Genomic DNA, 24,509 nt, shown 5'->3' with positions numbered 1-24,509 from the left:
GTGCCGCGCCCTATGCGCGCACCAGAGAAACCACCGTTTCCACATGGGAAGACCATAGAAACTGGTCTATCGGGGTGACGCGCCGGATGCGGTAGCCGCCATTGACCAAGATTGAGAGATCTCGTGCAAGCGTTACCGGATTGCATGAGACTGCAACCACCTTTTCTACCTTGGATTTGGCAAGCTCGGTCGCCTGCTCCTGTGCACCGGCGCGCGGCGGGTCGAACAGGACGGCATTATAGGGCAGCAATTCCTTTGGCATTAATGGACGGCGGAAAAGATCGCGTCGCTCAATAGAAACAGGCTTGAGCCCCTGCACATGGCGCACAGCGCGATCCAGTGCCACCAAGGCTGCCGCATCGTTTTCGATGGCATGAACTGCGCTTTTTTCAGCGATACGCAGTGCAAAAGTGCCAACTCCGCAGAATAAATCGGCAACACGCTTGGCTTTGCCGATATGGCTTATCACCAGCGACGCCATGATTTCTTCGGCTTCTGCCGTCGCTTGCAAAAACCCGCCCGGAGGCACCGGAACCGGCACTTTACCGATTTGAATAGTGGGTTTTTTGGGCTCAACAATAATTTCGCCCTCGTGGGACAATCTGGCAAAACCTTTTTTGATCACAAGCGCCATCAAATCGCGGCGTTGCTCGTCGGTGAGTTTGCCGCAATCGCTTGCTGCAAGGTCAAGACCAGCGTCCGTCAGCGTAGCGGCAAGTCTGAAAGGCTTTGAGCCGGGCGCAAGCAAGCTTGCAACTTCACGCAGATCATCAAGCCGCGACGTAATTTCCCGCACGGTAACCGGACATTCCACAATGTCGATGATTTCATGGCTCATATGGCGATTAAAGCCCAAAAGCATGCCGCGCTCTGTCTGGCGCGCTGCGAAAACCGCACGGCGGCGCGAGCGCGGACTGCATGGAATGAGCGCATCGACCTCAACATCAAGGCCCCTGCCCTTAAGCGCAGAAACAACCAGCTCACGCTTCCACGCGCGATAGGGTTCATCATGCCAATGCTGCAAAGCGCAGCTTCCACATTCCTCAAAATGCCGACAGACCGGCTGTTGGCGTTCTGGTGAGGTTTGAAGCAAAGCCATCAGCGTTGCGCGGTTTTTTTCGCGCGCCACATTGGCCACCTCGCCCGGCAGTGTGAAGGGCACATAGACCTGACCATCTGGAAGATTGGCGACGCCATCCCCGCCCGCACCCATTGCGCGGATTGTTACTTGCGTCGTCATTTATCTTTCTTTCCTGCCAAGAGATATTCACGATTACCGTCACCACCTTCGATTGGCGATGGGCAAATACCCAAAGCGCGCCAGTCAGGCAGATTATTCAGCCAAGTTTCGAGTTCTTCTGCAATGCGCTCACCTTGCGACGCGTCACGCAGAATGCCGCCTTTGCCTATAGCCTCACGCCCGGCCTCAAATTGCGGTTTTACAAGAAGCGCGCAAATAGCACCTTTTTGCGCAAACGCCAATGCTGGAGGCAAGGCCAGTTTAAGCGAGATAAAGCTTACATCCGACACAATGCAATCCACCTCGCGGCCATCAAGATCGCTCAGTTCCAGACTGCGGGCGTTAATGCCTTCCTTATTGGTCACGCGGCTATCGCTGCGCAGGCTTTCATGCAATTGGTCATGGCCAACATCAATTGCGATAACATGGCTTGCGCCGCGATCAAGCAACACTTGGGTGAAGCCACCAGTGGAAGCGCCAATATCGAGCGCAGTTCGTCCGGTCACATCAAGGTCGAAATGATCAAGCGCTCTGACCAGTTTGAGTGCAGCGCGGGAAACATAGCGGCTCGCCGGATCGTCAACCGAAATAGTTACATCACGCGTAAAACTTTGCCCGGGCTTGGTAATGATTTTGCCATCCACTTGGACGGTTCCGCGCTGGATCGCATCGCGAGCGCGTGAACGCGTTGCAAAAAACTTGCGCTCGACCAGCAATTGATCAAGGCGCAAGTTTTTATCAAGATTATTATCGGCAGGCTCAGCACGCATCGCTTTAGGCGCGGAAAGGTGTTGCGGTTTCTTCCCGCCCAAGTTCTTCGAGGTGAAGCGCTGCAAAAACCGTATTGACGATGCCCACTCGGTCCAGTCCGGCGGAAGCATACATAGCGTCGGGCTTGCCGTGATCTTGATAAATATCGGGCAATGTTAACACACGCACTTTCAGACCGCGATCAAGCAATCCGTCCATGGCGAGGAATTGGAGCACATGGGCACCAAAACCGCCCACAGCACCCTCTTCAATCGTCACCAGAACTTCATGCTCACGGGCAAGGCGACGGATCAAATCCTGATCAAGCGGCTTGGCAAAACGCGCATCCGCCACGGTGGTTGATAGTCCGGCAGCAACCAATTCCTCAGCGGCGCTCAGACATTCCTGCAGCCTTGTTCCAAATGAAAGCAGCGCAACTTTGCTCCCCTCGCGCAGGATACGACCCTTGCCGATTTCCAGCACGCTGCCGCGTTCTGGCAGATCAACGCCGACACCATCCCCACGTGGATAACGGAAGGAGATCGGGCCTTCATCATATTCTGCGGCGGTTCGAACCATATGGCGCAATTCCGCCTCGTCGGATGCCGCCATCACCACAAATCCGGGAAGGGCTGCGAGAAAGCCCGTATCAAAGGAACCTGCATGGGTTGGACCATCAGCGCCTACAAGCCCTGCCCGATCGATTGGAAATCGCACAGGCAGATTTTGAATGGAGACATCATGCACGACCTGATCATAACCGCGCTGCAAAAAAGTCGAATAAATCGCGCAGAAAGGTTTTAATCCTTCGCTGGCAAGACCTGCGGCAAAAGTCACCGCATGTTGTTCGGCGATGCCAACATCAAAAACCCGTTTGGGAAAAGCTTCGCCAAACAGATCCAAGCCCGTGCCAGTGGGCATTGCTGCGGTAATGGCGACGATCTTGTCATCGTGGCGGGCTTCCTCAATCAGGCTTGTGCCGAAAATTTTCGTATAGCTTGGCGCATTTGCCGGTGGCTTGGCCTGCTTGCCGGTAATCACATCGAATTTATTGACGCCGTGATATTTATCCGCAGCAGCTTCCGCAGGCGCATAGCCCTTACCCTTTTGTGTTACCACATGGATAAGCACCGGGCCTTCTTGCGTGTCGCGGACATTTTTAAGGATCGGCAGCAAATGGTCGAGATTGTGACCATCAATCGGCCCGACATAATAAAAACCCAGTTCTTCAAACAGCGTGCCGCCAGTGAAGAAAGCGCGTGCATATTCTTCGGATTTACGTGCTTTATCCTGCAAGAATTTTGGCAATTTCTGCGCGAGCTGCTTTGCAGTTTCGCGCATGGTGCGGTAGGTGCGGCCTGAAACCAGACGCGCCAGATACGCACTCATCGCGCCAGTTGGCGGCGCAATGGACATGTCATTATCGTTGAGAATAACAATCAGGCGCGCGTCGAGCGCTCCCGCATTGTTCATAGCCTCATAGGCCATGCCTGCGGACATTGAACCATCACCGATCACCGCAATCACATTGCGCGAAACACCGGTAAGTTCGCTTGCCACGGCCATGCCAAGGCCCGCAGAAATAGACGTCGAGGAATGCGCCGCGCCAAAAGGATCATATTCACTTTCTGCCCGCTTGGTAAAACCAGAAAGCCCGCCCTCCTGTCTCAAGGTGCGGATACGATCACGACGACCGGTGAGAATTTTATGCGGATAGGCCTGATGTCCCACATCCCAGATGATCCGATCATGGGGCGTGTTGAAAACGTGATGGAGCGCAACTGTCAGTTCAACCACGCCAAGGCCAGCCCCCAAATGACCGCCAGTCGTAGACACTGCATCAATCAGCTCCGCACGCAGTTCGTCCGTCAATTGGGGTAAGTCCTGTTCCGGCAATGCGCGAAGAAGATCCGGCGTAGGTACTTTATCGAGCAATGGGGTGTGGGGTCGGGACATATTTTTAGCCTATATTATTGGGGCACCGATTGTCGGTATAACAGCAGCAAGCCAAGATCAAGTTGAACGGGCATATAGTGTATTCTAGCAGTTTTTGCACATCATGCTGGCAAAGGTATGAAATCTTTCTCGTCACCGGGCACAATATCGAATTGGCCAGTGCGCCATTCTTCCTTTGCCTGCTCAATGCGTTCTTTCGAAGACGAAACGAAATTCCACCAAATATAGCGCCTTGATCCAAGCGGCGCACCGCCAAATAGCATAAAATGCGCGCCATCGGGGCCAGCTTCGATAACAATATCATCGCCTGGGCGAAAAGCGAGCAGGCGATCTGGTGGAAACACATCACCGCTAATGCGCAGATTTCCCCGCAAAGTATAAATTGCACGTTCTTCGGTTACAGGTGGAAGCTGAAAACGGCCCGATGGATTAATCTCGATATCAGCATAGAGCGTTTCGGTATGTTGCACGACCGGCGAGGTCAGCCCATGCATGGAACCAATAATCAGCCGCCCATTCACATCACTATCCTGCATAAGCGGTAGTTCAGATGCGATAGTATGGGAGAATTCCGGGTTCATTTCCTCTTTTGCATCGGGTAAAGCAAGCCAAGTCTGGATGCCGGACATCGCCATTGGTTTGCCCCGCTCTTCTTCTGGCGAACGTTCAGAATGAACAATACCCCTGCCGGCAGTCATCAAATTTACATCGCCCGGTTTGATGACCATCTTAGTGCCGAGGCTATCGCGATGGCGGATATGCCCATCAAAAAGATAGGTCACTGTTGAAAGTCCAATATGCGGATGCGGCTTGACGTCGAGCGCATCGCCCACACGCAGCACTGCCGGGCCCATACGGTCGAAGAAAATAAAAGGCCCCACCAATCGCCGCCGGGCGGTAGGTAAAGCGCGGCGCACTTCCAGCCCGCCAATATCGCTGGTGCGCGGAATGACGAGCGTTTCAATGGAATCGACCGAAGCCTTATCGCCAAGAATCGGGTCTTGAAAGGGAAAGAAGCTCATCGATAACCGCCTTGAACGAAAAAGCACCGGCGGTAGACCGCCGGTGCGACCATCTTCTAATATGATCTTCGATCAACGGTTCTGCAACAGGCTCGATAGTTCATTCAAATCAGGGATCTTGCCGCCCGTAGTCAGCTTGTCCACGACGCCGGGAAGAACTTGCGATAGTTGAGTGAGCAATTCCTGTGGGTCGATCCCGGCATGTTGCGCGACCTGATTAATCGTCGAGCTGCCAATGGCATCGCCCAAATGGTTCGGATCAATCGGCGCATTTTCTCCCTGCCCCAACCAGGATTGGACCTTATCACCATGTCCCGCCTGGGTGAGTTTCTCAAGTAAACTGCCAAGGCCGCCGCTCAACTCGCCCGGCATAGGTGCCGCTTGAGCATTGCCAGCATCGCCCAACATATTGCCAACACCACCAAGAATACTGCCCAGCATTCCCTCGCCCGCGCCAGTCGATGTGCCTTCAGAAAGCGGAGCTGGCTGCTCTGCTTCATCCTTATTGCCTTTGAGCATTTTGCCGACCAGTAGCGCGCCTAAAGCAATCATGACCGGCTTGGCCAGACTACCGCCGGGTACTGGAGAATTACCTGTATTATCGAAACTTCCCATGGCATCAAACTCCTGTTGTCTGCTGGGCTTTCCCTTTATACAGTATTAATGATTGCGTAGTTGAGTTATCATTGCAACTCGATAAGTTGTAAAATGGTAAATTCCAGAACTTAACTTCATTTATATTGTTTTTTACTTATTTAGATGGAGAAATACTACATGAGCATTATCAGTTGGATTGTCTTAGGGCTCATTGCGGGCTTTATCGGAAGCAAAATTGTCAACAAATCCGGGCAAGGATTTTTTCTCGATATAGCACTGGGCATTATTGGCGCAGTGGTTGGCGGCATTATCTCGTCTTTTTTGTTTGGACGGGGAATAACGGGCGCGCTGGATCTATTCAGCCTGCTGGTTTCAATAGCTGGCGCGATCCTTGTATTGTCAGTCTATCACGCTATTACTGGCAAACGCTCCATCGGCTGAATCGGCTTTAGCAGACAACGCCGCTTGCTTTGGAGTGGACCCTAAGGAAAGCGGCGTCTCTGAAATGCATTATATTGAGCCTTATATTACAGCTTACGGCGCATTCGCGCTTTTCCTGATTGTTTATGGTGAATCTTTTGGCGCGCCCCTGCCTGGCGAAAGTGCAGTAATTGCCAGCTCGCTCTTGGCCTTGAACGGGACATTAAATATCGATGCTGTTCTTATAGCGGTTTTTGCGGGCGCGGTTCTGGGCGATTGTACCGGTTATCTTATCGGCCGGATTGGCGGACGCCGGCTAATCTTGCGTTTTGGTCATATGATCAAGCTTACGCCTGAGCGGCTGGAGCATTTTGAAGAACTCTTTGCCCGCAGAGGCATTTATATGGTCGCAACTGCGCGCTTCGTGGTGCTGTTGCGACAGCTCAACGGAATTATCGCAGGCACATTGAAAATGAAGCCAAGTCATTTTCTGGCGGCAAATATGGTCGGTGCAGCTCTGTGGACGCTTACGTGGGGATTAGGCCCTTATTTGCTGAGCGGTGTGCTCATGCCAGTTGCTGATTATTTGAAATCGCTGGTCTAACCGACAAATCGCTGTCTCATTGATGGCTTGACGGCCATATTATTCATCATCCAGTGGTTCGGTTCCGACTGGCTGGCCGTTGCGGCCAATACGAATCTTTTCAACCTTATCTTCGGCTGCTTTAAGCAAGGCATCGCAATGTTTTTTCAGCGCCTCGCCACGCTCATAAATGCGAATGGATTCTTCCAGCGGAACGTCGCCACGTTCCAGATCATCCACGATTTTTTCGAGCTGCTTAAGCGCATCCTCGAAACTCATGACAGCAATATCGGCATTCGATGGTTCGGTTACCATAATTTATCCTCTTAACAGCCGCGTAATATGCGCTGATGCTGACCGTGACAAGCCCTCAAGATCATATCCACCCTCAAGCAAGCTCACTAAACGGTGATCACAAAATCTTTCCGCCCGCTCCATCAGCTTGCCGGTTGCCCAGTCGAAATCTGTCTCATCGAGGTTGATTTGCGCTAGCGGGTCAAGATAATGGGCATCAAATCCCGCGGAAATAAGTATCAAATCTGGCCGAAAATTGTCCAGAGCTGGCAATATTCGACTATTAAACGCTTCGCGGAATTCCCGACTGCCCGAATGTGGCGAGAGCGGCGCATTAACAATATTGCCCACTCCAGTTTCATCCTTTGCGCCGGTGCCTGGATAAAGAGGCAGTTGATGGGTCGAGCAGAAAAGCACGCTCTTATCCCGTTCAAAAATCTCCTGCGTCCCGTTACCGTGATGCACATCCCAATCGATAATGGCAATGCGTTCTACGCCATATAAACGCTGCGCATGGCGTGCCGCAATGGCAATATTGTTGAAAAGACAAAAGCCCATAGCCTTATTGGTTTCGGCGTGGTGTCCGGGCGGGCGCGAGGCGACAAAAACATTGTTTGCAGCGCCCGAAAACACATCATCAATTGCGGCCATGGCAGCGCCGATTGCGGTAAGGCCCGCATCCATGCTGCGCGCGCTCACATAGGTGTCGCCATTAAGCCGGACGATAGATTCCGGGTCCTGCTCACCCTCTGATAATGCAGGCGGTTTCGCCCGCACAGTTTCAAAATGCGCCTCCGAATGGGCGAGCAAAATCGAATTCTCATTGGCGCGTGGAGCTTCTACACGATCCAACCGATAAAAATCCGGACCGTCAAGCTCACTCATTAAAGCGCGGATGCGATCGGGCCGCTCGGGATGGCCGGGCGGCGTTTGGTGCTCAAGATAAATCGGATGCCAGTAAAGCCGTGTTGTCATGGCGCTATTATAGACCGGTTCTGCGTCAATTGAACCGGAAGTTACGCTCGGCCGCTTTAGCTGGGCAGGTTAAATCCTCAAATGATTTCGGTGCGGGCAATTTTGATGCCGAAACCTTCCAGACCGACATAATGACGCTCGCGCGAGGCAAGCAGCACAATCGACGTGATGCCAAGATCTTTGAGGATCTGCGCACCCAGTCCGATCTGACGCCACTCTTCGTCCCGCGCCCGCGCTTCCGCATGAGTTTCAATGGGGGGTTCAATGGGGGGTTCAATGGGGGCTTCAATCGGCGACTCAACTGAGGCTTCATGATTCCCCACCAAGCCGTTGCGAGCACGAGGATCTTGGTGATTAGAGCGAACGCCGACTGAACCTTCGCGCAGATAGACCACGACGCCGCGGCCATCCTTGCCAATTCGTTCCAAAATCGCACCGACATTGGCGTCGCTTTTGCCGAATACATCGCTTAAAACGTCTTCCCGGTGCAACCGCACTGGTACGTCCTCGCCATCGCGGATATCACCAAATACAACTGCCACATGCTGCATCGGCTCCCAGGGCAATTCATAGGTAAATGCATGTGCGGGACCGGCACAGGTAGTAATTGCGGCATCGCTAACCCGTTTGACCAAGGTTTCCTTGCGTTGACGATAGGCGATCAAGTCAGCCACCGTAACACGGTGTAGCTTATGTTGCTCGGCAAATGCCGTTACCTGCGGACCACGCATGACCGAGCCATCATCATTGACGAGTTCGCAAATCACACCAATGGGCGGCAGGTTTGCTAGCTTGCAAAGATCTACCGCCGCTTCCGTATGGCCAGATCGCATCAGCACACCGCCTTCGCGGGCAACGAGCGGGAAAATATGGCCCGGTCGGACAAAATCCGATGGGCCAGCATTTGGATTAGCCAGATTGCGAACTGTTAGGGTTCTGTCTTCGGCGGAAATACCGGTAGTGGTTCCATGGCGATAATCAACGGTGACAGTGAAAGCAGTGGTATGGGCTGATTCGTTTTCTGCCACCATTGGGGTCAAGCTCAGCCGCTTTGCCTCTTCGCGCGTCATTGGTGTGCAGACAATACCGGAAGTATGGCGCACGATGAATGCCATTTTTTCAGGCGTACAATGAACCGCAGCAACGATCAGGTCGCCCTCGTTTTCACGCCCATCATCATCCATAACCACGACGATTTCACCACGCTCAAAAGCGCGCAGCGCATCAACAACCTGTTTCTGATTATAGCTCATCTTTTAACCCTCTTTCGGGCAGTCAGATTATTAAATTCGACCTGTTTGGCCACGGTGACGCAGATAGTGATCGGCAATGGCGCAAGCAACCATGGCCTCGCCAATTGGCACGGCTCGAATGCCTACACAAGGATCATGACGACCTTTGGTCATCACATCCACTTCCTTGCCTTGCCTGTCGATGGATTTACGCGGCGTAAGAATGGAAGAGGTTGGCTTGACTGCAAAGCGCGCCACGACCGGCGCACCGCTGGCAATCCCGCCAAGAACGCCACCGGCATGGTTGGAAAGAAAAATCGGCTTGCCATCTTCGCCTATGCGCATTTCGTCGGCATTTTCCTCGCCAGTCAGCCGCGCAGCGTTAAAGCCATTTCCGATTTCAACGCCCTTGACCGCATTAATCGACATGAGCAAGCTGGCAATATCTTGGTCCAACTTGCCATAGATCGGCGCGCCAATTCCCGCTGGCACATTTTCGGCAACGACTTCAATAATTGCTCCAACGGATGATCCCGCTTTGCGAATACCATCTAGATAGTTGGCAAAAATTTCGACCGAGCCTGCATCAGGGGTGAAAAACGGATTATTATCTATTTCAGCCCAATCCCAGCGGCTGCGATCAATATCATGCACACCCATAGCAACCAGCGCACCACGAACTTGAAGTCCCGGTACGATCTTGCGCGCAATGGCGCCTGCTGCCACTCGCGCTGCCGTTTCGCGCGCTGAAGAGCGTCCGCCGCCACGGTAATCTCGAATGCCATATTTTACATCATAGGTATAATCAGCATGGCCGGGACGATATTGCTGGGCAATATCGCCATAGTCTTTCGAACGCTGATCGGTGTTTTCGATCATCATGGAAATCGGTGTTCCAGTGGTGGTCATTGTGACCCCATCATCGCCGAGCAACACGCCTGAAAGAACCTTTACTTGATCCGCTTCGCGGCGCTGGGTGGTATATTTGGACTGGCCGGGCTTGCGTTTATCCAGATAGGCCTGAATTTCGGCTTCCGTGAAACGAATGCCCGGCGGGCACCCATCAACAACACAACCAAGTGCAAGACCGTGGCTTTCACCCCAGGTAGTGACGCGGAACAAATGACCGAAACTATTATGAGACATTGCTTGACCCGATTGCGGAAGAGCCTGAAAAGGCAAGATCAGGCAGTTTTATTGGCCTTTTGTGCGCTGGTCAAATCATGGCGCGCAGTAACAAGGATTTTCCTTAGGATCTGCCAAATCCCGCATTGTTTTTGCCATATTCGTGCTGCCTAATTCTTTGTACAGCGTTGCGTTGGCAAATTATGCCTAAGAAAATCTTTCTCGAGATCAGCATCGACACCTACGCAGGGCCCGTCACAATAGTCGAATCAATCACGCACCACCGCAGGAGAGGATGACGTAATGCCATATTTAGCAGGACTGATTATGATCCTAGCGTCGCTTTTTTCAAATGTCGCATTGGCCGATGATGTTGAAGGAACGATCATCCAAGTCGATGCGGAAGAAGAAACAATTACGCTTGATGATGGCTTTGTCTATAAGCTGCCGGGCGAGTTCGATTATTCCGCTATCAATCCCGGCATGGAAGTAATCATACTTTATGATGTGGCGGAAAATACGCGCTTTATCACCGATATTCAGGAAGCCCCTTGAGCGAACGGAACGCTCTTGCTGCCTGTGCCAAGATTTAGCTGTTTGAGCTTATCTCACTTATGCGCCTCATTCGTCGCTCACCCAGGCGTTTATGAAAATTAGACGCAAAACCGCTCAAGCATCAAAGCCAATCGAGACGGCCATTTTGAAATCTGAGGATTTTATCTTGCGGAATGGAAAGATTAGCCGCTTCGTGCCCGTCCATTTTTCCATAAAGATAGAATAATGTTCTGATGCAGCCGCCATGCGTCACGCAGACGGTGGGCCATTCCACCGCTTCTACCCAGCGGCCAATACGCTGCGAGAGCGCCATATAGCTTTCAGCGCTTGCGCCGGGAGGGATAAAATTCCACTTGTCGCGGGCGCGTTCTTTGACCAATAGATCGCCCGCCTTGGCAATATCTTCCAACATGAAGCCTTGCCAGTCGCCGAAATTAAGTTCCATCAATTGCGGGTCAGTGCGAAAATCATAGGGGTCGAGCCCCATGCGCAGACGAATACGCTCCATTGTTTCGCGGGTCCGGCGTAGCGGGCTTGCGACAAAATCGAAGCCCGCTGCATCGCCAATAAGCGATTTGAGCATATCCCCGTTACGGTCTGCCTGCGCACGGCCATGATCATTGATATCAATATCAAGCTGGCCTTGAATGCGTTGTGAAACGTTCCAGTCGGTCTCGCCGTGACGCGAGAAGTAGATAATTTCCCGAGCCACTTCTTTTTCCTAGTCTTTGACCACCGAAATATCTGGCGCATCCACGGCCTTCATGCCGATGACATGATAGCCGCTGTCAGCATGATGAATTTCGCCCGTCACAGAGCGTGACAGATCGGAGAGGAAATAAAGCCCAACATCGCCGACTTCCTCAATGGTGACGGTACGGCGCAAGGGCGCATTATATTCATTCCACTTAAGAATATAGCGGAAATCGCCAATGCCAGAGGATGCAAGCGTTTTGATTGGTCCGGCTGAAATCGCGTTAACGCGAATATTCTGCGGTCCAAGATCGACAGCCAAATATTTCACGCTCGCCTCAAGCGCTGCTTTGGCTACGCCCATCACATTGTAATTCGGCATAACTTTTTCAGCGCCGTAATAGGTCAGAGTCAGAATCGACCCGCCATCGGCCATCAATTTCTCAGCCCTGCGAGCGATTGCTGTGAGCGAATAAACCGAGATCAGCATCGTCTTGGAGAAATTATCTTCAGACGTATCGACATAACGTCCGGTCAGCTCATCCTTATCGGAAAAACCAATGGCATGAACGACGAAGTCGAGCTTGCCCCATTTTTTCTCAATAGATTCGAAAACTGCATCAACAGTTGCAGCATCGCTGACATCGCAATGCCCGGCAACAAAGGCATCCAATTCTTTAGCCAGCGGCTCAACGCGTTTCTTGAGCGCCTCACCCATATAGGTGAATGCGAGTTCAGCACCGGCCTCACGAGCCGCTTTGGCAATACCCCAAGCGATGGAACGGTTATTGGCTACGCCCAGAATCAATCCGCGCTTGCCCTGCAATAAACCTGACTGTGCGGTCATTAAGGGTCCTCATTGAAATACTCACTCAGTGCCCTATCGCACAGCCTCGCGCTCCCTTCAAGCAATAGGCGATAAAAATGCCGGGTATTGTCATGCGTTCGGGTATTAAAATCAGCTTACAAGGCAAATTTTTAAGTGTGGACTAACTAAACATCCTTACGTTTGCGCAAAAATTCTTCGAGTTCTGCATCCCCGCCTTCCGGCAGCATGATGCGCAAATGCGCATAAAGATCGCCACGGCCTCCCGCTTTGAGCGGCAAGCCCTTTCCTTTCAGTCGAAGGATCCGATCTGAACTCGACCAAGCCGGCACTTTGATGGCGATGCGTCCATCCAGAGTTTCAATTTCCTCTTTGCCTCCAAGAACTGCGTCAGCGAGCGAAACTGGAACATCAACATGCACATCGCGGCCCTCAAGGGTAAAACGCGCATTCCGCTTGAAACGGATCGTCACCAGCGCATCACCGGGACTGCCGCCCATCAGAGGTTCGCCCTGGCCTTTGAGCCGGATCGTTTGGCCGTCCTCAACATATTTTGGCAGCTTGATATTTAACCGCTTACCGTTGGGGAAAACCGCTTCGACGTTTTCCGCACCCACTGCCTGCTCAAGCGTGATGGAAATTGAAGCGGAAATATCGTTGCCTTTTACCCGGCCACGCTGCCGCGCGCCGCCGCCGCCCGGACGCGCACCGCCAAACATGCCGCCGAAAAGATCGTTGAGGATATCATCAGCCCCGCCAAAGCCCTGCGCTCCGCCCGGTCCGCTACGAAATTCGAAATGGCTGGAGTTTCCCCCACCCTGTCTGAATTGCGCAAAGGGATCAGCGCCACCTTGGCCGGCAAAGCCCTGCCCTCCAAAGCCCTGCCCTCCAAAGCCCTGCCCTCCAAAACCCTGAAAAACGGGCTTGCCCTCAGCGTCGATTTCGCCGCGGTCAAATTGGGCGCGACGGTCTTTATCGCCGATGATTTCATAGGCTTGATTAATTTCCGAAAAGCGCTCCTGCGCCTTCGGATCATCTTTATTCTGGTCAGGATGCAGCTTTTTGGCGAGCTTGCGAAACGCCGATTTGATTTCATCTTGCTTCGCCGTTTTAGCGACGCCCAGCACGCTATAGGGATCGCGCATATAGTCCTCATTCAGGAAAATGACTTTATATTCAGTCGTTAGACTCTTTGGCCATTAATATGCGCACGGAAAAGGAAAACTTCCAGAGTTGCAAGGAAAACAATTAGATCGGCGCAAAAGAAGTTAGGATCCAATTGCCGCCGGGCTGCATACATGTCTCGCCACGATAGATAGAAACCCCGTCAAAAGCCTCGCGCGAGGTCTGGAATTGACGACAGAGAATATTATCTGTTCGCGTTTCATCTATGGCAGTGATTGTGCCCTGGCTTCCCGTATCGGGGTTAGCCCAAGGCACTGGCTGCTTGCCCCACTCAGAAAAGTTGAGCGCAGAAACAATGCTCTTGATAGCTGATTGGTCAGAGATACTGCCCTTATCAGCTTCTGCTTTGTGCGGGGTGCTTATGGAGCCTGTAACCGTTGATTTATCGGGCACAGCCTTATCAAGGCTGAAACCGCCCATGGCGCACCCACCGAGCACCAAGAAAACAGTGGTCATCAGCGCCAAACGCGAAAGCGCGGATTGAGATCGAGGCAGAAGCGCGCCTATTTGACGGTATGCTGCTTTGACGGCCAATATTCGTCCCTTGCTTTCGTGATATTGATGCGAGAATTATGACAATACGAAGTTAATAAGCGGTATGTTTGCAAGGTAAAGAAAGGCTTAGCGGGCAGCATCCATTGCACAAAATCTCAGCCCTTGTGACAGAGTGAACCAGCTTTGGGCATAGACAATATTAGCGAACTGGATGAAGCTAGCGAGAATTCGGCTGATCTTTATTTACAGAAATGAATTGCGACAATGACAGAATCCAGCGACGACTTCACGCAAAGCACCCAACCTTACAAGCTCTTCGCGCAATGGCTCGGCGATGCTGCGCAGCACGAACCCAATGATCCGAATGCGGTAGCGCTCGCTACGGTCGATTCGGAGGGTTTGCCAAATGTGCGCATGGTGCTGCTTAAAGATTTTGATGAGCAGGGCTTTGTTTTTTACACCAATTATGAAAGCCAAAAGGGGCAAGAAATTCTGTCCTCGTGGAAGGCGGCCCTGTGTTTCCATTGGAAATCTCTGCGTCGACAGGTACGTGTGCGCGGATTGGTGGAAAAAGTCGATGATGCAGAAGCCGACGCTTATTATGCTTCCCGACCGCGCGGCAGCCGCATCGGCGCATGGGCTTCGAAACAATCGCGCCCGCTTGAAAGCCGCTTTGCACTGGAAAAAGCGGTGGCTGAATATACTGCAAAATATGTCGTGGGCGACATTCCACGGCCAGCCTATTGGTCAGGTTTTCGCATCCGGCCGGTTTCGATTGAGTTCTGGCATGACCGTGCATTTCGCCTGCATGATCGGGTACTCTTTACCCGACCAGATCCTGAAGGTCAGTGGCATCGGGAGCGGCTTTACCCATAAGCTGTTGCGAAGGCCACCTTTGGGTGGCCTTTTGTCAAACTAGCGGCTTGATCGCAACCCAGAGGCTTCCCAAGACAAGCCCCAAAAAGACCAGCAGACCTACGACGCTGTTTGACTTAAAAAGCCGCAGACATTGATCTGGATTGTCGATGTCGAGCACGTGTATCTGACGATACATATGGGCAGCGGCGGCTAACAGGCCCGCTAGAGCAGGCATTGGCACTTGAGCGGTCGCAAAAGCTCCGGCGAAGAAGCAAAGCGCACCACCATAAAGAACCAAAAGCGCAGTCTTTGTATGTTTTCCGAATAGCCGCGCTGTTGAACGCACGCCGACAAGTGCGTCATCTTCCTTATCCTGATGGGCATAGATAGTATCGTAGCCAATCGTCCACAAAATTGCGCCGATATAAAGCAGAACTGGCGGCAGAGCGAGCGAACCATTGACCGCGGCCCATCCCATGAGCGCTCCCCATGAAAAAGCCAGACCTAAGACCAGCTGAGGCCAATTGGTGATGCGCTTCATGAATGGATAGGCAGCGACCACCAGTAATGAAGCAAAGCCAAGCCCAATGGCGAAGCGGTTAAATTGCAAAACGACCGCAAGTCCGACCAGCGACTGCAAAATGAGAAAGATTTTTGCCTGATTGCGCGTGACCTGCCCAGAAGGCAGCGGCCGCGAGCGGGTGCGATCAACTTTATCATCAATATCCTGATCGACCAGATCATTATAGGTACAGCCTGCGCCACGCATGGCCACCGCGCCCACCAAAAACAGAAGCAGATGCCAAAGCGAAGGCATCACGGTCCAGACACCGTCGCCCGGTTTTGCGCCAGCGCCCGCCACAAGTGCGGCTGACCACCAGCAAGGCCAAAGCAGCAATTGCCAACCAATTGGCCGGTCCCAGCGCGCAAGCTGAGCATAGGGCCAAAGCCATTGCGGCAATGCGCGATAGACCCAATGTCCCGACGGAGCGTCTTTCACCCGTCCGCGCGTTTCCCGCGTTTGAACATCAGAACCGGCCGCAGAGCCGGGATGAGGTTGCTGCATCATTATTTGCTTTCCTGAAATTCTACCAATGGCATGAAACCGCTTCAAATCACACGCACATAAATCTCACACGCATATAGGGTAGATTTCAATAGAATGGGTGACACAATGGACCATCCACTGCGCTTTTGTTGAAAAAATTGCTAAGCGCCCTTGCCCATTACGACAAGGAGCAATAGAGACCCGAGTTATATAAACGTTTATTTACATCACAGCCAGGGAGCAAGGCATGAAAGTCCTGTTGATCGGTTCCGGTGGTCGCGAGCACGCGCTTGCATGGAAACTCTCCGCCTCCCCCTTGCTATCCAAGCTTTACTGCGCGCCCGGCAATCCGGGCATTGCCGAGTTTGCCGAACTTGTCGATCTCAATGTGGATGATCATGCGGCGGTAATCGCTTTCGCCAAAGATCACGCAATAGATCTGGTGATTGTGGGGCCGGAAGCCCCATTGGTGGCAGGATTGGCTGACGATCTTCGCGCTCACGATATTCAAGTTTTCGGCCCGTCAAAAGCTGCGGCTCAGCTTGAAGGGTCAAAAGGCTTCACTAAAGATCTTTGTGCACAGTTTGATATTCCGACTGGTGCCTATGGCCGTTTCAATAATGCGCCCAAAGCCAAAGCCTATATTCGCCAACAGGGCGCGCCCATTGTGGTCAAGGCTGACGGACTGGCTGCGGGTAAGGGTGTCGTGGTTGCCATGACAGTTGAAGAAGCGCTTGATGCGGTGGATGCTTGTTTTGAAGGCGCGTTCGGGTCAGCGGGCGCGGAAGTGGTCGTCGAAGAATATCTCGACGGTGAAGAAGCAAGTTTTTTCTGCATTTGTGATGGCAAGACCGCTCTTGCGCTGGGCTCTGCTCAAGATCACAAGCGCGTAGGCGATGGCGACACGGGCGTCAATACCGGCGGCATGGGCGCTTATGCACCTGCTCCTGTCATGACGCCTGAACTGGTCGAGCGGACCATGCGCGAATTGATTGAACCCACCATGCGCGGCATGGAAGAAATTGGCGCGCCATTTTCAGGTGTGCTATTTGCTGGGCTGATGATCACAAAAGATGGTCCCAAGCTGATTGAATATAATACCCGCTTCGGTGATCCTGAATGCCAGGTTCTGATGATGCGTCTTGAAAGCGACCTTTTGGAGCTCATCAAAGCAGCGGTCGATGGCAAACTTGATGAAGTGGCTATCGAATGGAAAGACAATCCGGCGCTTACCGTAGTGATGGCCGCAGAAGGCTATCCCACCAATGTGCGCAAAGGCAGCAGCATTCGCGGGCTTGAAAAATTTGATGGTATCGAAGGGGCTAAAATTTTCCATGCCGGTACCGCCGAAAAAAATGGCGAACTTATTGCCAATGGCGGGCGGGTTCTGAATATCACTGCTATCGCTGATACGGTCGCTCAGGCGCAGAGCAAGGTCTATGAAATCGTTAAGCAGATTGATTGGCCGGAAGGATTTTATCGCAAGGATATTGGGTGGCGCGCCGTAGAGCGCGAAAAGATTGAAAGCTAATCATCGGCATCTGACCGATTGACCATCAATGTTTTCTAGCTGATTGCAAATCTTGCTGATGGGCTGGCGTGTCCAGCCAAACGGCGTCAGCCAGTGCTGGCAAGTGTTATTCAAGCCATTATCTGTGCCAAAATCTAGCGAATGGCGGCCCAATAGCCTTGTGCCCAATAGCCTTGTCAAAGTGCCGCCACGCCTTTGCTAGAGCGCGACCCAGCATCCCCTAAAATAGCATCCTTAGATTTGCACACTATTTGTTGCGATAGAATTTTATCATTATTCCACTATGATAGCACACATTGTGGAGATGAAAGAGATTGTACTTTCGGATCCAATGATACTCTCCAAATGCTTTTATACGCTCATCCTCCCTCGTTAATGAGCATCGCCAAAGCATATTATGTGAAATCTTATACTGACCTGATCATAATAGTTCACATTTATTATTCATGGCGAGAAACCATCTCCACGCCCCCCCGTGGAGATGGTTTTTATTGATCATTGCCGTTAACTTCTTCCCGCCATTTAGTTTCTGGCGATTATTTCCGTACCCTTGATTACCATGCGCACACCCAGTGAGCCGGTTTTACGGCGGGCCAGGAAGCGTGGGCGGCGGCGGCGTGGCTCTTGACCCTGACGACGGGCAACGGGCTCGCCGTTTTGAACAGGCCCAGTGCTTTCGTAAAGTGGCCGCGCAACACCATCTTCCTCCACTAACATCATGGGCAGATTGAAAGCCTGCGCCCATGCCCGCCAATCGGCCGCAACATCTGTCAAATCATGCGCCACCAGAAGTGGAACCGATAATTGCGGGTCTTCATGCATGAGTTCCAGTGTGACGGTGATTTCGCCATATTCGTCTTCAACAGCGCTGGCCACAACGCCTTTGAAAGCATTAATCGGCAGTGCAATAGACATCGGTAGTCCACTGGAAGGCAAAACCTGCCGGATCACTGCGCCGCGTTCATTGATCGTAAAGGTTACGTCCGTCCGGCCATCTTCCATTGCGTAGCTTACCACTTGCGGAAAACGAAACGGATCTAATCGTAATTCCTGGCTAGCCCATTCGGGCTTTTTCAGTCCCTTGCTCATCATATTCAACGCCTCTGTCTCTTTAAGAGCCGGTGGTCCGGCTTCTCATTGCGAGCTTTTGCTCTTTGTTGAGATAGAGAATAAGCGCAGTACCTAACGGGCACCTTAATGAGTTGGGTTAACTTTTCCCTGCTTTTTCATTTGGTTAGCAGATTACAACCAGGTGTAGGAAATCGGTAATTCTTATAAATTTCTCGTTTACTAAATAAAACGGGCGGTTATGTACCGCCCGTTCGCAACTCAATTCATGTTGATTTACAGCACCTTGCCCGGATTCATAATGCCTTTCGGGTCAATAGCTTGTTTGATACGGCGCATCAGATCGAGCGCCTGGGCATCTTTGAAATATTCCAGCTCGTCACGTTTAAGCTGGCCGATGCCGTGTTCGGCTGAGATCGATCCACCATAAGACGCAACAATTGTGTGAATGCGGTGGTTCATTTCTCCCCAATGGGAAAGAAATTCTTCCTTATCCGCATCAATTGGCTGCGAAATATTATAATGCAAATTGCCATCGCCTATATGGCCAAAGCAAACAATTCGCGCTCCTGGCACCATTTCCAGCACTGCTGCGTCCGCTTCCTTAATAAAAGCCGGGATCGAAGCAACCGGAACCGAAATATCGTGCTTGATTGAGCCGCCTTCTGGCTTCTGCGCCCAAGACATTTCCTCGCGCATTTTCCAGAAAGAATGCGCCTGCGCTACGCTTTCAGCGATAGCCGCATCTTGCAGAATATCCGCTTCGAAAGCCTCGCCCAAAATAGTTTCAAGGGTTGTGCGCGCATCTTCCTCTGAACGTGACGATGAAATATCGATCAGTGCATACCAATCATGCGGGGTTTCCAGCGGATCGCGTACGCCATCGACATGGCGGATGGTGAATTCAACGCCCATACGGGGCATGAGTTCAAAACCGGTAAGCGACGGGCCTGCATGTTCAGTCGCCAGCTGAAACAGACGAAGCACATCATCCAGTGAGCGCAGACCGGCATAGGAAACACCCTTGCCCTTTGGCTGCGGGAAGATTTTCAGCACAGCAGCGGTGATGATGCCCAACGTGCCCTCAGACCCAATAAACAGGTCTTTGAGATCATAGCCTGTATTATCTTTTTTGACGTAGCGCAGATCATTGAGGATCTCGCCATTGGGCAGCACCACTTCCACGCCAAGGCAAAGCTCGCGCATATTGCCATAGGCAAGCACGGCTGTGCCACCGGCATTGGCACCAAGATTGCCACCAATTTGACACGAACCTTCAGCGCCAAGCGATAGCGGAAACAGACGGTCCGCCTTTTCAACTTCGTCCTGTAAGTTTTTGAGGATAACACCTGCTTCAACCGTAACCAGATTGCCGATTGGGTCGAGGCTGCGGATTTTATTCATGCGCCCCAACGCCAAGACGATCGCTGTGCCGGTTTCGTCAGGCGTTTGTGCGCCGACAAGGCCGGTATTACCACCTTGCGGCACCACTGGCGTGTTGGTTTCATGGGCGAGTTTGAGGATTTGCGCCACTTCCTGCGTTGATGCCGGACGCAATACCAAAGGGGTGCGGCCATTATAAAGATCGCGCTGCTCAATAAGATATGGCGCGATATCGTCGGTGGCGGTCAGCGCATTGTTTTCACCAACAATGGCACTAAAGCGTTCGATCAGTGCAGGGTCCAGCATGTATTTCTCTTTGCATCAGTCATTACGTTGTTTCGGACGTGGTTTCGGGCGTGGTTTCGGACATTGTTTCGGGAGATTATTGGTCACGAGGCGCTGCGGCGCGTTTCAGCCGATCATTGATCGCTTCGCCAAGCCCCTCAGACGGTATTGTTTCAACGGCGATTGTGGCAGCACCGCTCGCATCCAGCCTGCGCATGAAATCAAAAAGATTGCTTGCCGCTTCTCGTAAATTTCCATCGACACTCAAATTGAGCATAGTGCTAGCCTGATCAGCATTTTTTGCTCGGATAGGGCCAAATGCCAACAGCACTTCACCGGGCAAAACTTCAGTTGCCCTAAGTCGCATTGCGGCTCTTGGTGCATAATGCGACGCCATCATGCCCGGAGCCTGAATGGCGGCAGCATGTTCAGCCCGCTTTAATTTTTTGCCCATCAGCGCTTCAATGTCTTCTGCCGCAAGCCCGCCTGGGCGCAAAAGATGAATGGTTTCGCCTTCAACTTTGATAATGGTCGATTCAACACCGACACCGCAGGGGCCTGAATCTAGAATCAAATCAATCTTTTCGCCAAGATCGTTCATAACTGCCTGGGCAGAAGTGGGGCTGATACGCCCCGATCTATTTGCGCTGGGTGCGGCCAGCGGATGATCAAGAATCTTTATAACATCACGCACCCGGCCCTGCGGCATACGGACCGCCAATGTATCAAGCCCTGCGCTCACCAGCGGATGAATTGGCGGCATTGCTTGAGCCTCGTTCAAGGGCATTATAATGGGCAATACGATAGTCAGCGGACCCGGCCAGAAGGTTTCAGCAAGCTTGCGCGAGAGTGGATCAAAGCGCACATAGCGTTCGGCCATCTCAATATCGGCAACATGGGCAATGAGCGGATTGAATTGAGGCCGACCTTTGGCGGCAAATATGCCCGCAACACCTTGGCCATTGGTTGCATCCGCTGCAAGTCCGTAGACGGTCTCAGTCGGAATCGCAACAAGTCCGCCCTCGCGCAGAATTTCCACTGCGCGCGAAATAGCACTGTCATCAAATTGAACGATATCGGTCAAAGGCTTCGCCTGTCGGTTGATACTAGCTGTAGCTACACAAATGTCGCAAATTGAGCAAGCGGGCCTAACCGCGAGTTGATGCCCGATAGGAATGAACCGTCAATAAAAAGGGCGCTAAAGAGCGCCCTTTCCGGATTAGCCTGCGATTTTTGAGAAATCGGCCACTTTGCCGGTGGCTTCACGTATTTGGCTGAGCAAGGCCAGACGATTGGCGCGGATATTTTCGTCCTCATCATTGACCAGCACATTTTCGAAGAATGTGTCGACAGGGCCGCGCAGCTTTGCCAGCGCCCGCATGGCACCGTTGAAATCTTCCGTTGCAATGGCAGCTTCCGCTTCGCGAGCAGCCAGCGTTACGGCATCAAACAGCACTTTTTCTTCATCAAGCTTGAGCAATGCTGGATCGACGTTTTGGGCGATTTTAGTGCCCTTCTTTTCTTCCGCAGCCAGAATATTGGCAGCGCGCTTGGTGCCTGCGAGCAGGTTTTTGCCGTCTTCCTCATTGATGAAAACGATCAACGCTTCCAGACGACGCGCAACCAAGAGCAGATTATCAGCCTCAGGCGAAAGCACCGCATCAATCGCATCATAACGCGCACCTTCATCCTTCAAATAGACTTTGAAACGGTCGTGAAGGAAAGAAAGAAGATCTGCAAAAACATTCGCGCTTTCCTCGCCCGAAACCTGCGGATATTGCTGCAATGCTAGAGCACAGATTTGATTAAGCTCAGCGCGAATATCATTCTCCAGCAGCAAACGAATTACCCCTAACGCCGCACGACGCAACGCATATGGGTCTTTCGAGCCGGTGGGCTTTTCGTCAATAGCCCAGAAACCGACCAGCGTATCGAGCTTATCAGCCAATGCAACGGCTACAGAAACCGGGTTTTTGGGTACGAAATCCGAAGGGCCCTGCGGCTTATAATGTTCTTCCAAAGCGGCAGCTACTGCCTCATCTTCACCCTGAAGAAGAGCGTATTTACGGCCCATTGCGCCCTGAAGTTCGGGGAATTCACCCACAATTTCGGTCGTTAGATCGGCCTTGGCGAGAATAGCAGCGCGGGCTGCAAGCTCTGGGTCAGCACCGACCAGCGGCGCGATTTCGGCCGCAAGTTTGCGAATACGCTCAACGCGCTCGCCTTGCGTGCCCAGCTTGGCGTGGAAAGTCACATTGAGCGCATCCAGTCGCGCCATGCGCTGATCGAGCGGCTTTTTCAGATCAAGGCCGAACTTCTCAGCCGATGGGACCAGCCTATCAAGATCAGGCAAATCCCCTTGATCTGTGTGCCAGAAATAGAGCGCATCTGACAGGCGAGCACGCACAACTTTGCCATTACCATAAGCGATTTTGGCCCCGCCATCACGGGCTGCGATATTTGAAACCAGAATGAACTTGTTGGAAAGCGCGTCGGTCTCACCCTGTTTGCGGGTGACAAAACATTTTTGATTGGCGCGGATGGTCAGGCGAATAACTTCTGGCGGAATTTCAAGGAATTCCTGTTCAAATTCGCCCATCAGCACCACGGGCCATTCGACGAGACCCGCGACTTCTTCAAGCAACCCGTCATCTTCGACCATTTCAAGACCGGATGCAAAAGCCAGATTGCGCGCATCTTGCAAGATCATTTCCTTGCGACGCTCTGCATCCAGCACCACAAAAGCCTTTTCAAGCTTTTCAACATAATCGTCGAAACGGCGCACGTGAATAGGTTCGCCATCACTCAAAAAGCGATGGCCATAGGTGGTGTTGCCGGATTTTATGCCATCAATATCGAATTCGATAATTGTGGTTTCTTCTGTCTCGGGGCCAAAAGTGCACAAGATCGATTGCAGCGGGCGCACCCAGCGCAAGCTGGTTGATTTTGTTGAAGCCGCGCCCCAGCGCATAGATTTTGGCCATGGGAAATTGCGCACAGTTTTTGGCACAAGTTCAGCAATAATATCTTCGGCTGCCCTGCCTGGCTTGGTCAGATGCGCAACGTAAAAATCGCCCTTTTTAGGGTCGGAATGAATATGCGCCTGGCTGATATCGGTCAGCCCAGCCTTGCGCAAGAAGCCTGCAATTGCCTGTTCGGGCGCTGAAACTGACGGCCCTTTAATATCTTCATGCACGTCTTTGGACCGCACTGTCAGCCCGCGGATATCCAGTGCAAGACGGCGCGGGGTCCAATAAGCGGTCGCAGCTTCATAGGTCAGCCCGGCATCAACCAAGCCATCCGTAATCATTTTTTTCAGGTCACCAGCAGCCTTGCGCTGCATGCGGGCAGGAATCTCTTCTGAGAATAGCTCTAGCAGTAAGTCTGGCATTAGAGCGCCTCTTTCTTGTAGTTGTAACCACCAGCATCGGTCAGCAGAAATGCTTCACCGCACTGGCGTGCAAGATTGCGTACACGCAGAATGTAGCTTTGACGCTCTGTTACGGAAATAACACCGCGCGCATCCATGAGATTGAAAACGTGAGATGCCTTAATGCACTGATCATAGGCGGGGAAAACGCATTTATGCAGTGATTTCTCGCCGGTGCTGCCGGCTTTCAAAATAGCTTCGCATTCGCGTTCGGCATCAATAAAATGCTGATGCAAAATGTCCGTATTGGCCATTTCGAAGTTATAGCGCGAATATTCCTGTTCAGCTTGCAGGAAGACATCGCCATAGGTGACCTTTTCTTCGCCTTCGAGGCCATTGAAATTCAGGTCATAAACATTGTCGACGCCCTGCACATACATGGCGAGGCGCTCCAAACCATAGGTGAGTTCGCCTGCGACAGGCGAGCATTCAATGCCGCAAACTTGCTGGAAATAAGTGAATTGCGACACTTCCATGCCGTCGCACCAGCATTCCCAGCCAAGTCCCCATGCGCCCAGCGTCGGGCTTTCCCAGTCATCTTCGACAAAGCGTATGTCATGCAGCGTTGGATCAAGACCAATCGCCTTGAGTGAACCAAGATAGAGTTCCTGAAGGTTTGGCGGCGAAGGTTTAATGATCACCTGATATTGGTAATAATGCTGCAAACGGTTGGGGTTTTCGCCATAGCGGCCATCTTTGGGCCGACGCGATGGTTGCACATAGGCAGCTTTCCAAGGCCGGGGGCCGAGCGAACGGAGCGTCGTTGCCGGGTGAAACGTCCCCGCCCCCACTTCCATGTCATAGGGTTGCAGGATCGCGCAACCATGTTCCGCCCAATAATTATGGAGCGTCAGGATCAATCCCTGAAAGGAACGGGTGGGATGCAAATGTGCTGGCAACGTAGTGGACACCGTGCAGGCCTCGTAATTGAAATGATGGCCCGGTCTAATTTGTCAGC

Annotated in this window: 24 protein-coding genes; 5 read left to right on the top strand and 19 right to left on the bottom strand. The window is 52.3% G+C overall.

The window, feature by feature from the left end; genetic code table 11:
- Positions 1–10 precede the first annotated feature (10 nt).
- The 5 genes from C7374_RS02915 to C7374_RS02895 all read right to left on the bottom strand — a co-directional run bounded on the left by C7374_RS02915 (position 11) and on the right by C7374_RS02895 (position 5,583).
- Positions 11–1,240 carry a class I SAM-dependent RNA methyltransferase gene (locus C7374_RS02915; protein WP_111574087.1) on the bottom strand — a complete coding sequence of 410 codons (1,230 nt, stop codon included), beginning with the start codon at positions 1,238–1,240 and terminating at the stop codon, positions 11–13.
- Positions 1,237–2,010: a TlyA family RNA methyltransferase gene (locus tag C7374_RS02910; protein WP_111574086.1), complete on the bottom strand. Its 774-nt coding sequence runs from the start codon at positions 2,008–2,010 to the stop codon at positions 1,237–1,239. The genes C7374_RS02915 and C7374_RS02910 overlap by 4 nt, the downstream gene beginning before the upstream one ends.
- A gap of 4 nt (positions 2,011–2,014) precedes the next feature.
- Positions 2,015–3,946, bottom strand: a complete 1,932-nt coding sequence (gene dxs / locus C7374_RS02905; protein WP_111574085.1) for a 1-deoxy-D-xylulose-5-phosphate synthase — start codon at positions 3,944–3,946, stop codon at positions 2,015–2,017.
- Positions 3,947–4,047: 101 nt separating this feature from the next.
- Positions 4,048–4,968 (bottom strand): pirin family protein, encoded by a 921-nt coding sequence (locus tag C7374_RS02900; protein WP_111574084.1) that lies wholly within the window; start codon positions 4,966–4,968, stop codon positions 4,048–4,050.
- A 72-nt stretch (positions 4,969–5,040) separates the two neighbouring features.
- Positions 5,041–5,583: a YidB family protein gene (locus C7374_RS02895; protein ID WP_111574083.1), complete on the bottom strand. Its 543-nt coding sequence runs from the start codon at positions 5,581–5,583 to the stop codon at positions 5,041–5,043.
- Positions 5,584–5,742: 159 nt separating this feature from the next.
- On the opposite strand from C7374_RS02895, the gene C7374_RS02890 reads away from it, so the two are divergent.
- The gene (locus C7374_RS02890) at positions 5,743–6,006 is read left to right on the top strand and encodes a GlsB/YeaQ/YmgE family stress response membrane protein (protein WP_111574082.1); all 264 of its coding nucleotides are present in this window, start codon (positions 5,743–5,745) and stop codon (positions 6,004–6,006) included.
- A 64-nt stretch (positions 6,007–6,070) separates the two neighbouring features.
- Complete coding sequence (locus C7374_RS02885) at positions 6,071–6,589, top strand: DedA family protein (RefSeq protein ID WP_111574081.1); 519 nt, start codon at positions 6,071–6,073, stop codon at positions 6,587–6,589.
- 39 nt (positions 6,590–6,628) lie between these two features.
- Here the strand turns inward: C7374_RS02885 and C7374_RS02880 are convergent, their stop codons facing one another.
- The 4 genes from C7374_RS02880 to aroC all read right to left on the bottom strand — a co-directional run bounded on the left by C7374_RS02880 (position 6,629) and on the right by aroC (position 10,215).
- A complete protein-coding gene (locus C7374_RS02880; protein WP_111574080.1) occupies positions 6,629–6,883 on the bottom strand; it encodes an exodeoxyribonuclease VII small subunit in 255 nt (84 codons plus the stop codon).
- A 3-nt stretch (positions 6,884–6,886) separates the two neighbouring features.
- On the bottom strand, positions 6,887–7,837 hold the full coding sequence (locus tag C7374_RS02875; RefSeq protein WP_111574079.1) for a histone deacetylase family protein: 951 nt from the start codon (positions 7,835–7,837) through the stop codon (positions 6,887–6,889).
- Between the two features lie 77 nt (positions 7,838–7,914).
- A complete protein-coding gene (ribB, locus tag C7374_RS02870; RefSeq protein WP_111574078.1) occupies positions 7,915–9,090 on the bottom strand; it encodes a 3,4-dihydroxy-2-butanone-4-phosphate synthase in 1,176 nt (391 codons plus the stop codon).
- A 30-nt stretch (positions 9,091–9,120) separates the two neighbouring features.
- Positions 9,121–10,215 carry a chorismate synthase gene (gene aroC, locus C7374_RS02865; RefSeq protein WP_111574077.1) on the bottom strand — a complete coding sequence of 365 codons (1,095 nt, stop codon included), beginning with the start codon at positions 10,213–10,215 and terminating at the stop codon, positions 9,121–9,123.
- 282 nt (positions 10,216–10,497) lie between these two features.
- On the opposite strand from aroC, the gene C7374_RS02860 reads away from it, so the two are divergent.
- Complete coding sequence (locus C7374_RS02860) at positions 10,498–10,749, top strand: DUF1344 domain-containing protein (RefSeq protein ID WP_111574076.1); 252 nt, start codon at positions 10,498–10,500, stop codon at positions 10,747–10,749.
- Positions 10,750–10,870: 121 nt separating this feature from the next.
- On the opposite strand, the gene C7374_RS02855 is transcribed toward C7374_RS02860, so the two are convergent.
- The 4 genes from C7374_RS02855 to C7374_RS02840 form a co-directional block, all read right to left on the bottom strand.
- Positions 10,871–11,461: a histidine phosphatase family protein gene (locus C7374_RS02855; protein WP_111574075.1), complete on the bottom strand. Its 591-nt coding sequence runs from the start codon at positions 11,459–11,461 to the stop codon at positions 10,871–10,873.
- A 9-nt stretch (positions 11,462–11,470) separates the two neighbouring features.
- Entirely contained in the window at positions 11,471–12,289 is an 819-nt protein-coding gene (gene fabI / locus C7374_RS02850; RefSeq protein ID WP_111574074.1) for an enoyl-ACP reductase FabI, read from the bottom strand.
- 146 nt (positions 12,290–12,435) lie between these two features.
- Complete coding sequence (locus tag C7374_RS02845) at positions 12,436–13,413, bottom strand: DnaJ C-terminal domain-containing protein (RefSeq protein ID WP_111574073.1); 978 nt, start codon at positions 13,411–13,413, stop codon at positions 12,436–12,438.
- 103 nt (positions 13,414–13,516) lie between these two features.
- A complete protein-coding gene (locus C7374_RS02840; protein ID WP_342634713.1) occupies positions 13,517–13,948 on the bottom strand; it encodes an RT0821/Lpp0805 family surface protein in 432 nt (143 codons plus the stop codon).
- A 264-nt stretch (positions 13,949–14,212) separates the two neighbouring features.
- Here C7374_RS02840 and pdxH point away from each other — a divergent pair, with 264 nt between their 5' ends.
- A complete protein-coding gene (pdxH, locus tag C7374_RS02835) occupies positions 14,213–14,824 on the top strand; it encodes a pyridoxamine 5'-phosphate oxidase (protein WP_111574072.1) in 612 nt (203 codons plus the stop codon).
- 34 nt (positions 14,825–14,858) lie between these two features.
- Here the strand turns inward: pdxH and ubiA are convergent, their stop codons facing one another.
- A complete protein-coding gene (ubiA, locus tag C7374_RS02830) occupies positions 14,859–15,872 on the bottom strand; it encodes a 4-hydroxybenzoate octaprenyltransferase (RefSeq protein WP_111574261.1) in 1,014 nt (337 codons plus the stop codon).
- A gap of 229 nt (positions 15,873–16,101) precedes the next feature.
- Between ubiA and purD the strand changes: the two genes are divergently transcribed.
- A complete protein-coding gene (purD, locus tag C7374_RS02825; RefSeq protein WP_111574071.1) occupies positions 16,102–17,385 on the top strand; it encodes a phosphoribosylamine--glycine ligase in 1,284 nt (427 codons plus the stop codon).
- Positions 17,386–17,907: 522 nt separating this feature from the next.
- On the opposite strand, the gene C7374_RS02820 is transcribed toward purD, so the two are convergent.
- The 5 genes from C7374_RS02820 to C7374_RS02795 form a co-directional block, all read right to left on the bottom strand.
- Positions 17,908–18,477, bottom strand: a complete 570-nt coding sequence (locus C7374_RS02820) for a DUF6101 family protein (RefSeq protein WP_111574070.1) — start codon at positions 18,475–18,477, stop codon at positions 17,908–17,910.
- 252 nt (positions 18,478–18,729) lie between these two features.
- Complete coding sequence (locus C7374_RS02810; protein WP_111574069.1) at positions 18,730–20,142, bottom strand: FAD-binding oxidoreductase; 1,413 nt, start codon at positions 20,140–20,142, stop codon at positions 18,730–18,732.
- A gap of 76 nt (positions 20,143–20,218) precedes the next feature.
- Positions 20,219–21,205 carry an L-threonylcarbamoyladenylate synthase gene (locus C7374_RS02805; RefSeq protein ID WP_111574068.1) on the bottom strand — a complete coding sequence of 329 codons (987 nt, stop codon included), beginning with the start codon at positions 21,203–21,205 and terminating at the stop codon, positions 20,219–20,221.
- Between the two features lie 135 nt (positions 21,206–21,340).
- Complete coding sequence (gene glyS / locus C7374_RS02800; protein ID WP_111574067.1) at positions 21,341–23,512, bottom strand: glycine--tRNA ligase subunit beta; 2,172 nt, start codon at positions 23,510–23,512, stop codon at positions 21,341–21,343.
- Positions 23,512–24,438 (bottom strand): glycine--tRNA ligase subunit alpha, encoded by a 927-nt coding sequence (locus C7374_RS02795; protein WP_111574260.1) that lies wholly within the window; start codon positions 24,436–24,438, stop codon positions 23,512–23,514. Before C7374_RS02795 ends, glyS begins: the two co-directional genes overlap by 1 nt.
- Positions 24,439–24,509: the final 71 nt, after the last annotated feature.

Source organism: Falsochrobactrum ovis, from assembly GCF_003259955.1.
Lineage (GTDB): Bacteria > Pseudomonadota > Alphaproteobacteria > Rhizobiales > Rhizobiaceae > Brucella > Brucella ovis_A.
Note: the sequence above shows the minus strand (reverse complement) of the source record. Positions and strands in the feature narration are given on the sequence as shown.

What these genes read in the sequence shown, in the direction of transcription:
- C7374_RS02915 (WP_111574087.1), bottom strand. Translation starts at nt 1,240, where the DNA reads ATGACGACGCAAGTAACAATCCGCGCAATGGGTGCGGGCGGGGATGGC.
- C7374_RS02910 (WP_111574086.1), bottom strand. Translation starts at nt 2,010, where the DNA reads ATGCGTGCTGAGCCTGCCGATAATAATCTTGATAAAAACTTGCGCCTT.
- dxs (WP_111574085.1), bottom strand. Translation starts at nt 3,946, where the DNA reads ATGTCCCGACCCCACACCCCATTGCTCGATAAAGTACCTACGCCGGAT.
- C7374_RS02900 (WP_111574084.1), bottom strand. Translation starts at nt 4,968, where the DNA reads ATGAGCTTCTTTCCCTTTCAAGACCCGATTCTTGGCGATAAGGCTTCG.
- C7374_RS02895 (WP_111574083.1), bottom strand. Translation starts at nt 5,583, where the DNA reads ATGGGAAGTTTCGATAATACAGGTAATTCTCCAGTACCCGGCGGTAGT.
- C7374_RS02890 (WP_111574082.1), top strand. Translation starts at nt 5,743, where the DNA reads ATGAGCATTATCAGTTGGATTGTCTTAGGGCTCATTGCGGGCTTTATC.
- C7374_RS02885 (WP_111574081.1), top strand. Translation starts at nt 6,071, where the DNA reads ATGCATTATATTGAGCCTTATATTACAGCTTACGGCGCATTCGCGCTT.
- C7374_RS02880 (WP_111574080.1), bottom strand. Translation starts at nt 6,883, where the DNA reads ATGGTAACCGAACCATCGAATGCCGATATTGCTGTCATGAGTTTCGAG.
- C7374_RS02875 (WP_111574079.1), bottom strand. Translation starts at nt 7,837, where the DNA reads ATGACAACACGGCTTTACTGGCATCCGATTTATCTTGAGCACCAAACG.
- ribB (WP_111574078.1), bottom strand. Translation starts at nt 9,090, where the DNA reads ATGAGCTATAATCAGAAACAGGTTGTTGATGCGCTGCGCGCTTTTGAG.
- aroC (WP_111574077.1), bottom strand. Translation starts at nt 10,215, where the DNA reads ATGTCTCATAATAGTTTCGGTCATTTGTTCCGCGTCACTACCTGGGGT.
- C7374_RS02860 (WP_111574076.1), top strand. Translation starts at nt 10,498, where the DNA reads ATGCCATATTTAGCAGGACTGATTATGATCCTAGCGTCGCTTTTTTCA.
- fabI (WP_111574074.1), bottom strand. Translation starts at nt 12,289, where the DNA reads ATGACCGCACAGTCAGGTTTATTGCAGGGCAAGCGCGGATTGATTCTG.
- C7374_RS02845 (WP_111574073.1), bottom strand. Translation starts at nt 13,413, where the DNA reads ATGCGCGATCCCTATAGCGTGCTGGGCGTCGCTAAAACGGCGAAGCAA.
- pdxH (WP_111574072.1), top strand. Translation starts at nt 14,213, where the DNA reads ATGACAGAATCCAGCGACGACTTCACGCAAAGCACCCAACCTTACAAG.
- ubiA (WP_111574261.1), bottom strand. Translation starts at nt 15,872, where the DNA reads ATGCAGCAACCTCATCCCGGCTCTGCGGCCGGTTCTGATGTTCAAACG.
- purD (WP_111574071.1), top strand. Translation starts at nt 16,102, where the DNA reads ATGAAAGTCCTGTTGATCGGTTCCGGTGGTCGCGAGCACGCGCTTGCA.
- C7374_RS02820 (WP_111574070.1), bottom strand. Translation starts at nt 18,477, where the DNA reads ATGATGAGCAAGGGACTGAAAAAGCCCGAATGGGCTAGCCAGGAATTA.
- C7374_RS02810 (WP_111574069.1), bottom strand. Translation starts at nt 20,142, where the DNA reads ATGCTGGACCCTGCACTGATCGAACGCTTTAGTGCCATTGTTGGTGAA.
- glyS (WP_111574067.1), bottom strand. Translation starts at nt 23,512, where the DNA reads ATGCCAGACTTACTGCTAGAGCTATTCTCAGAAGAGATTCCTGCCCGC.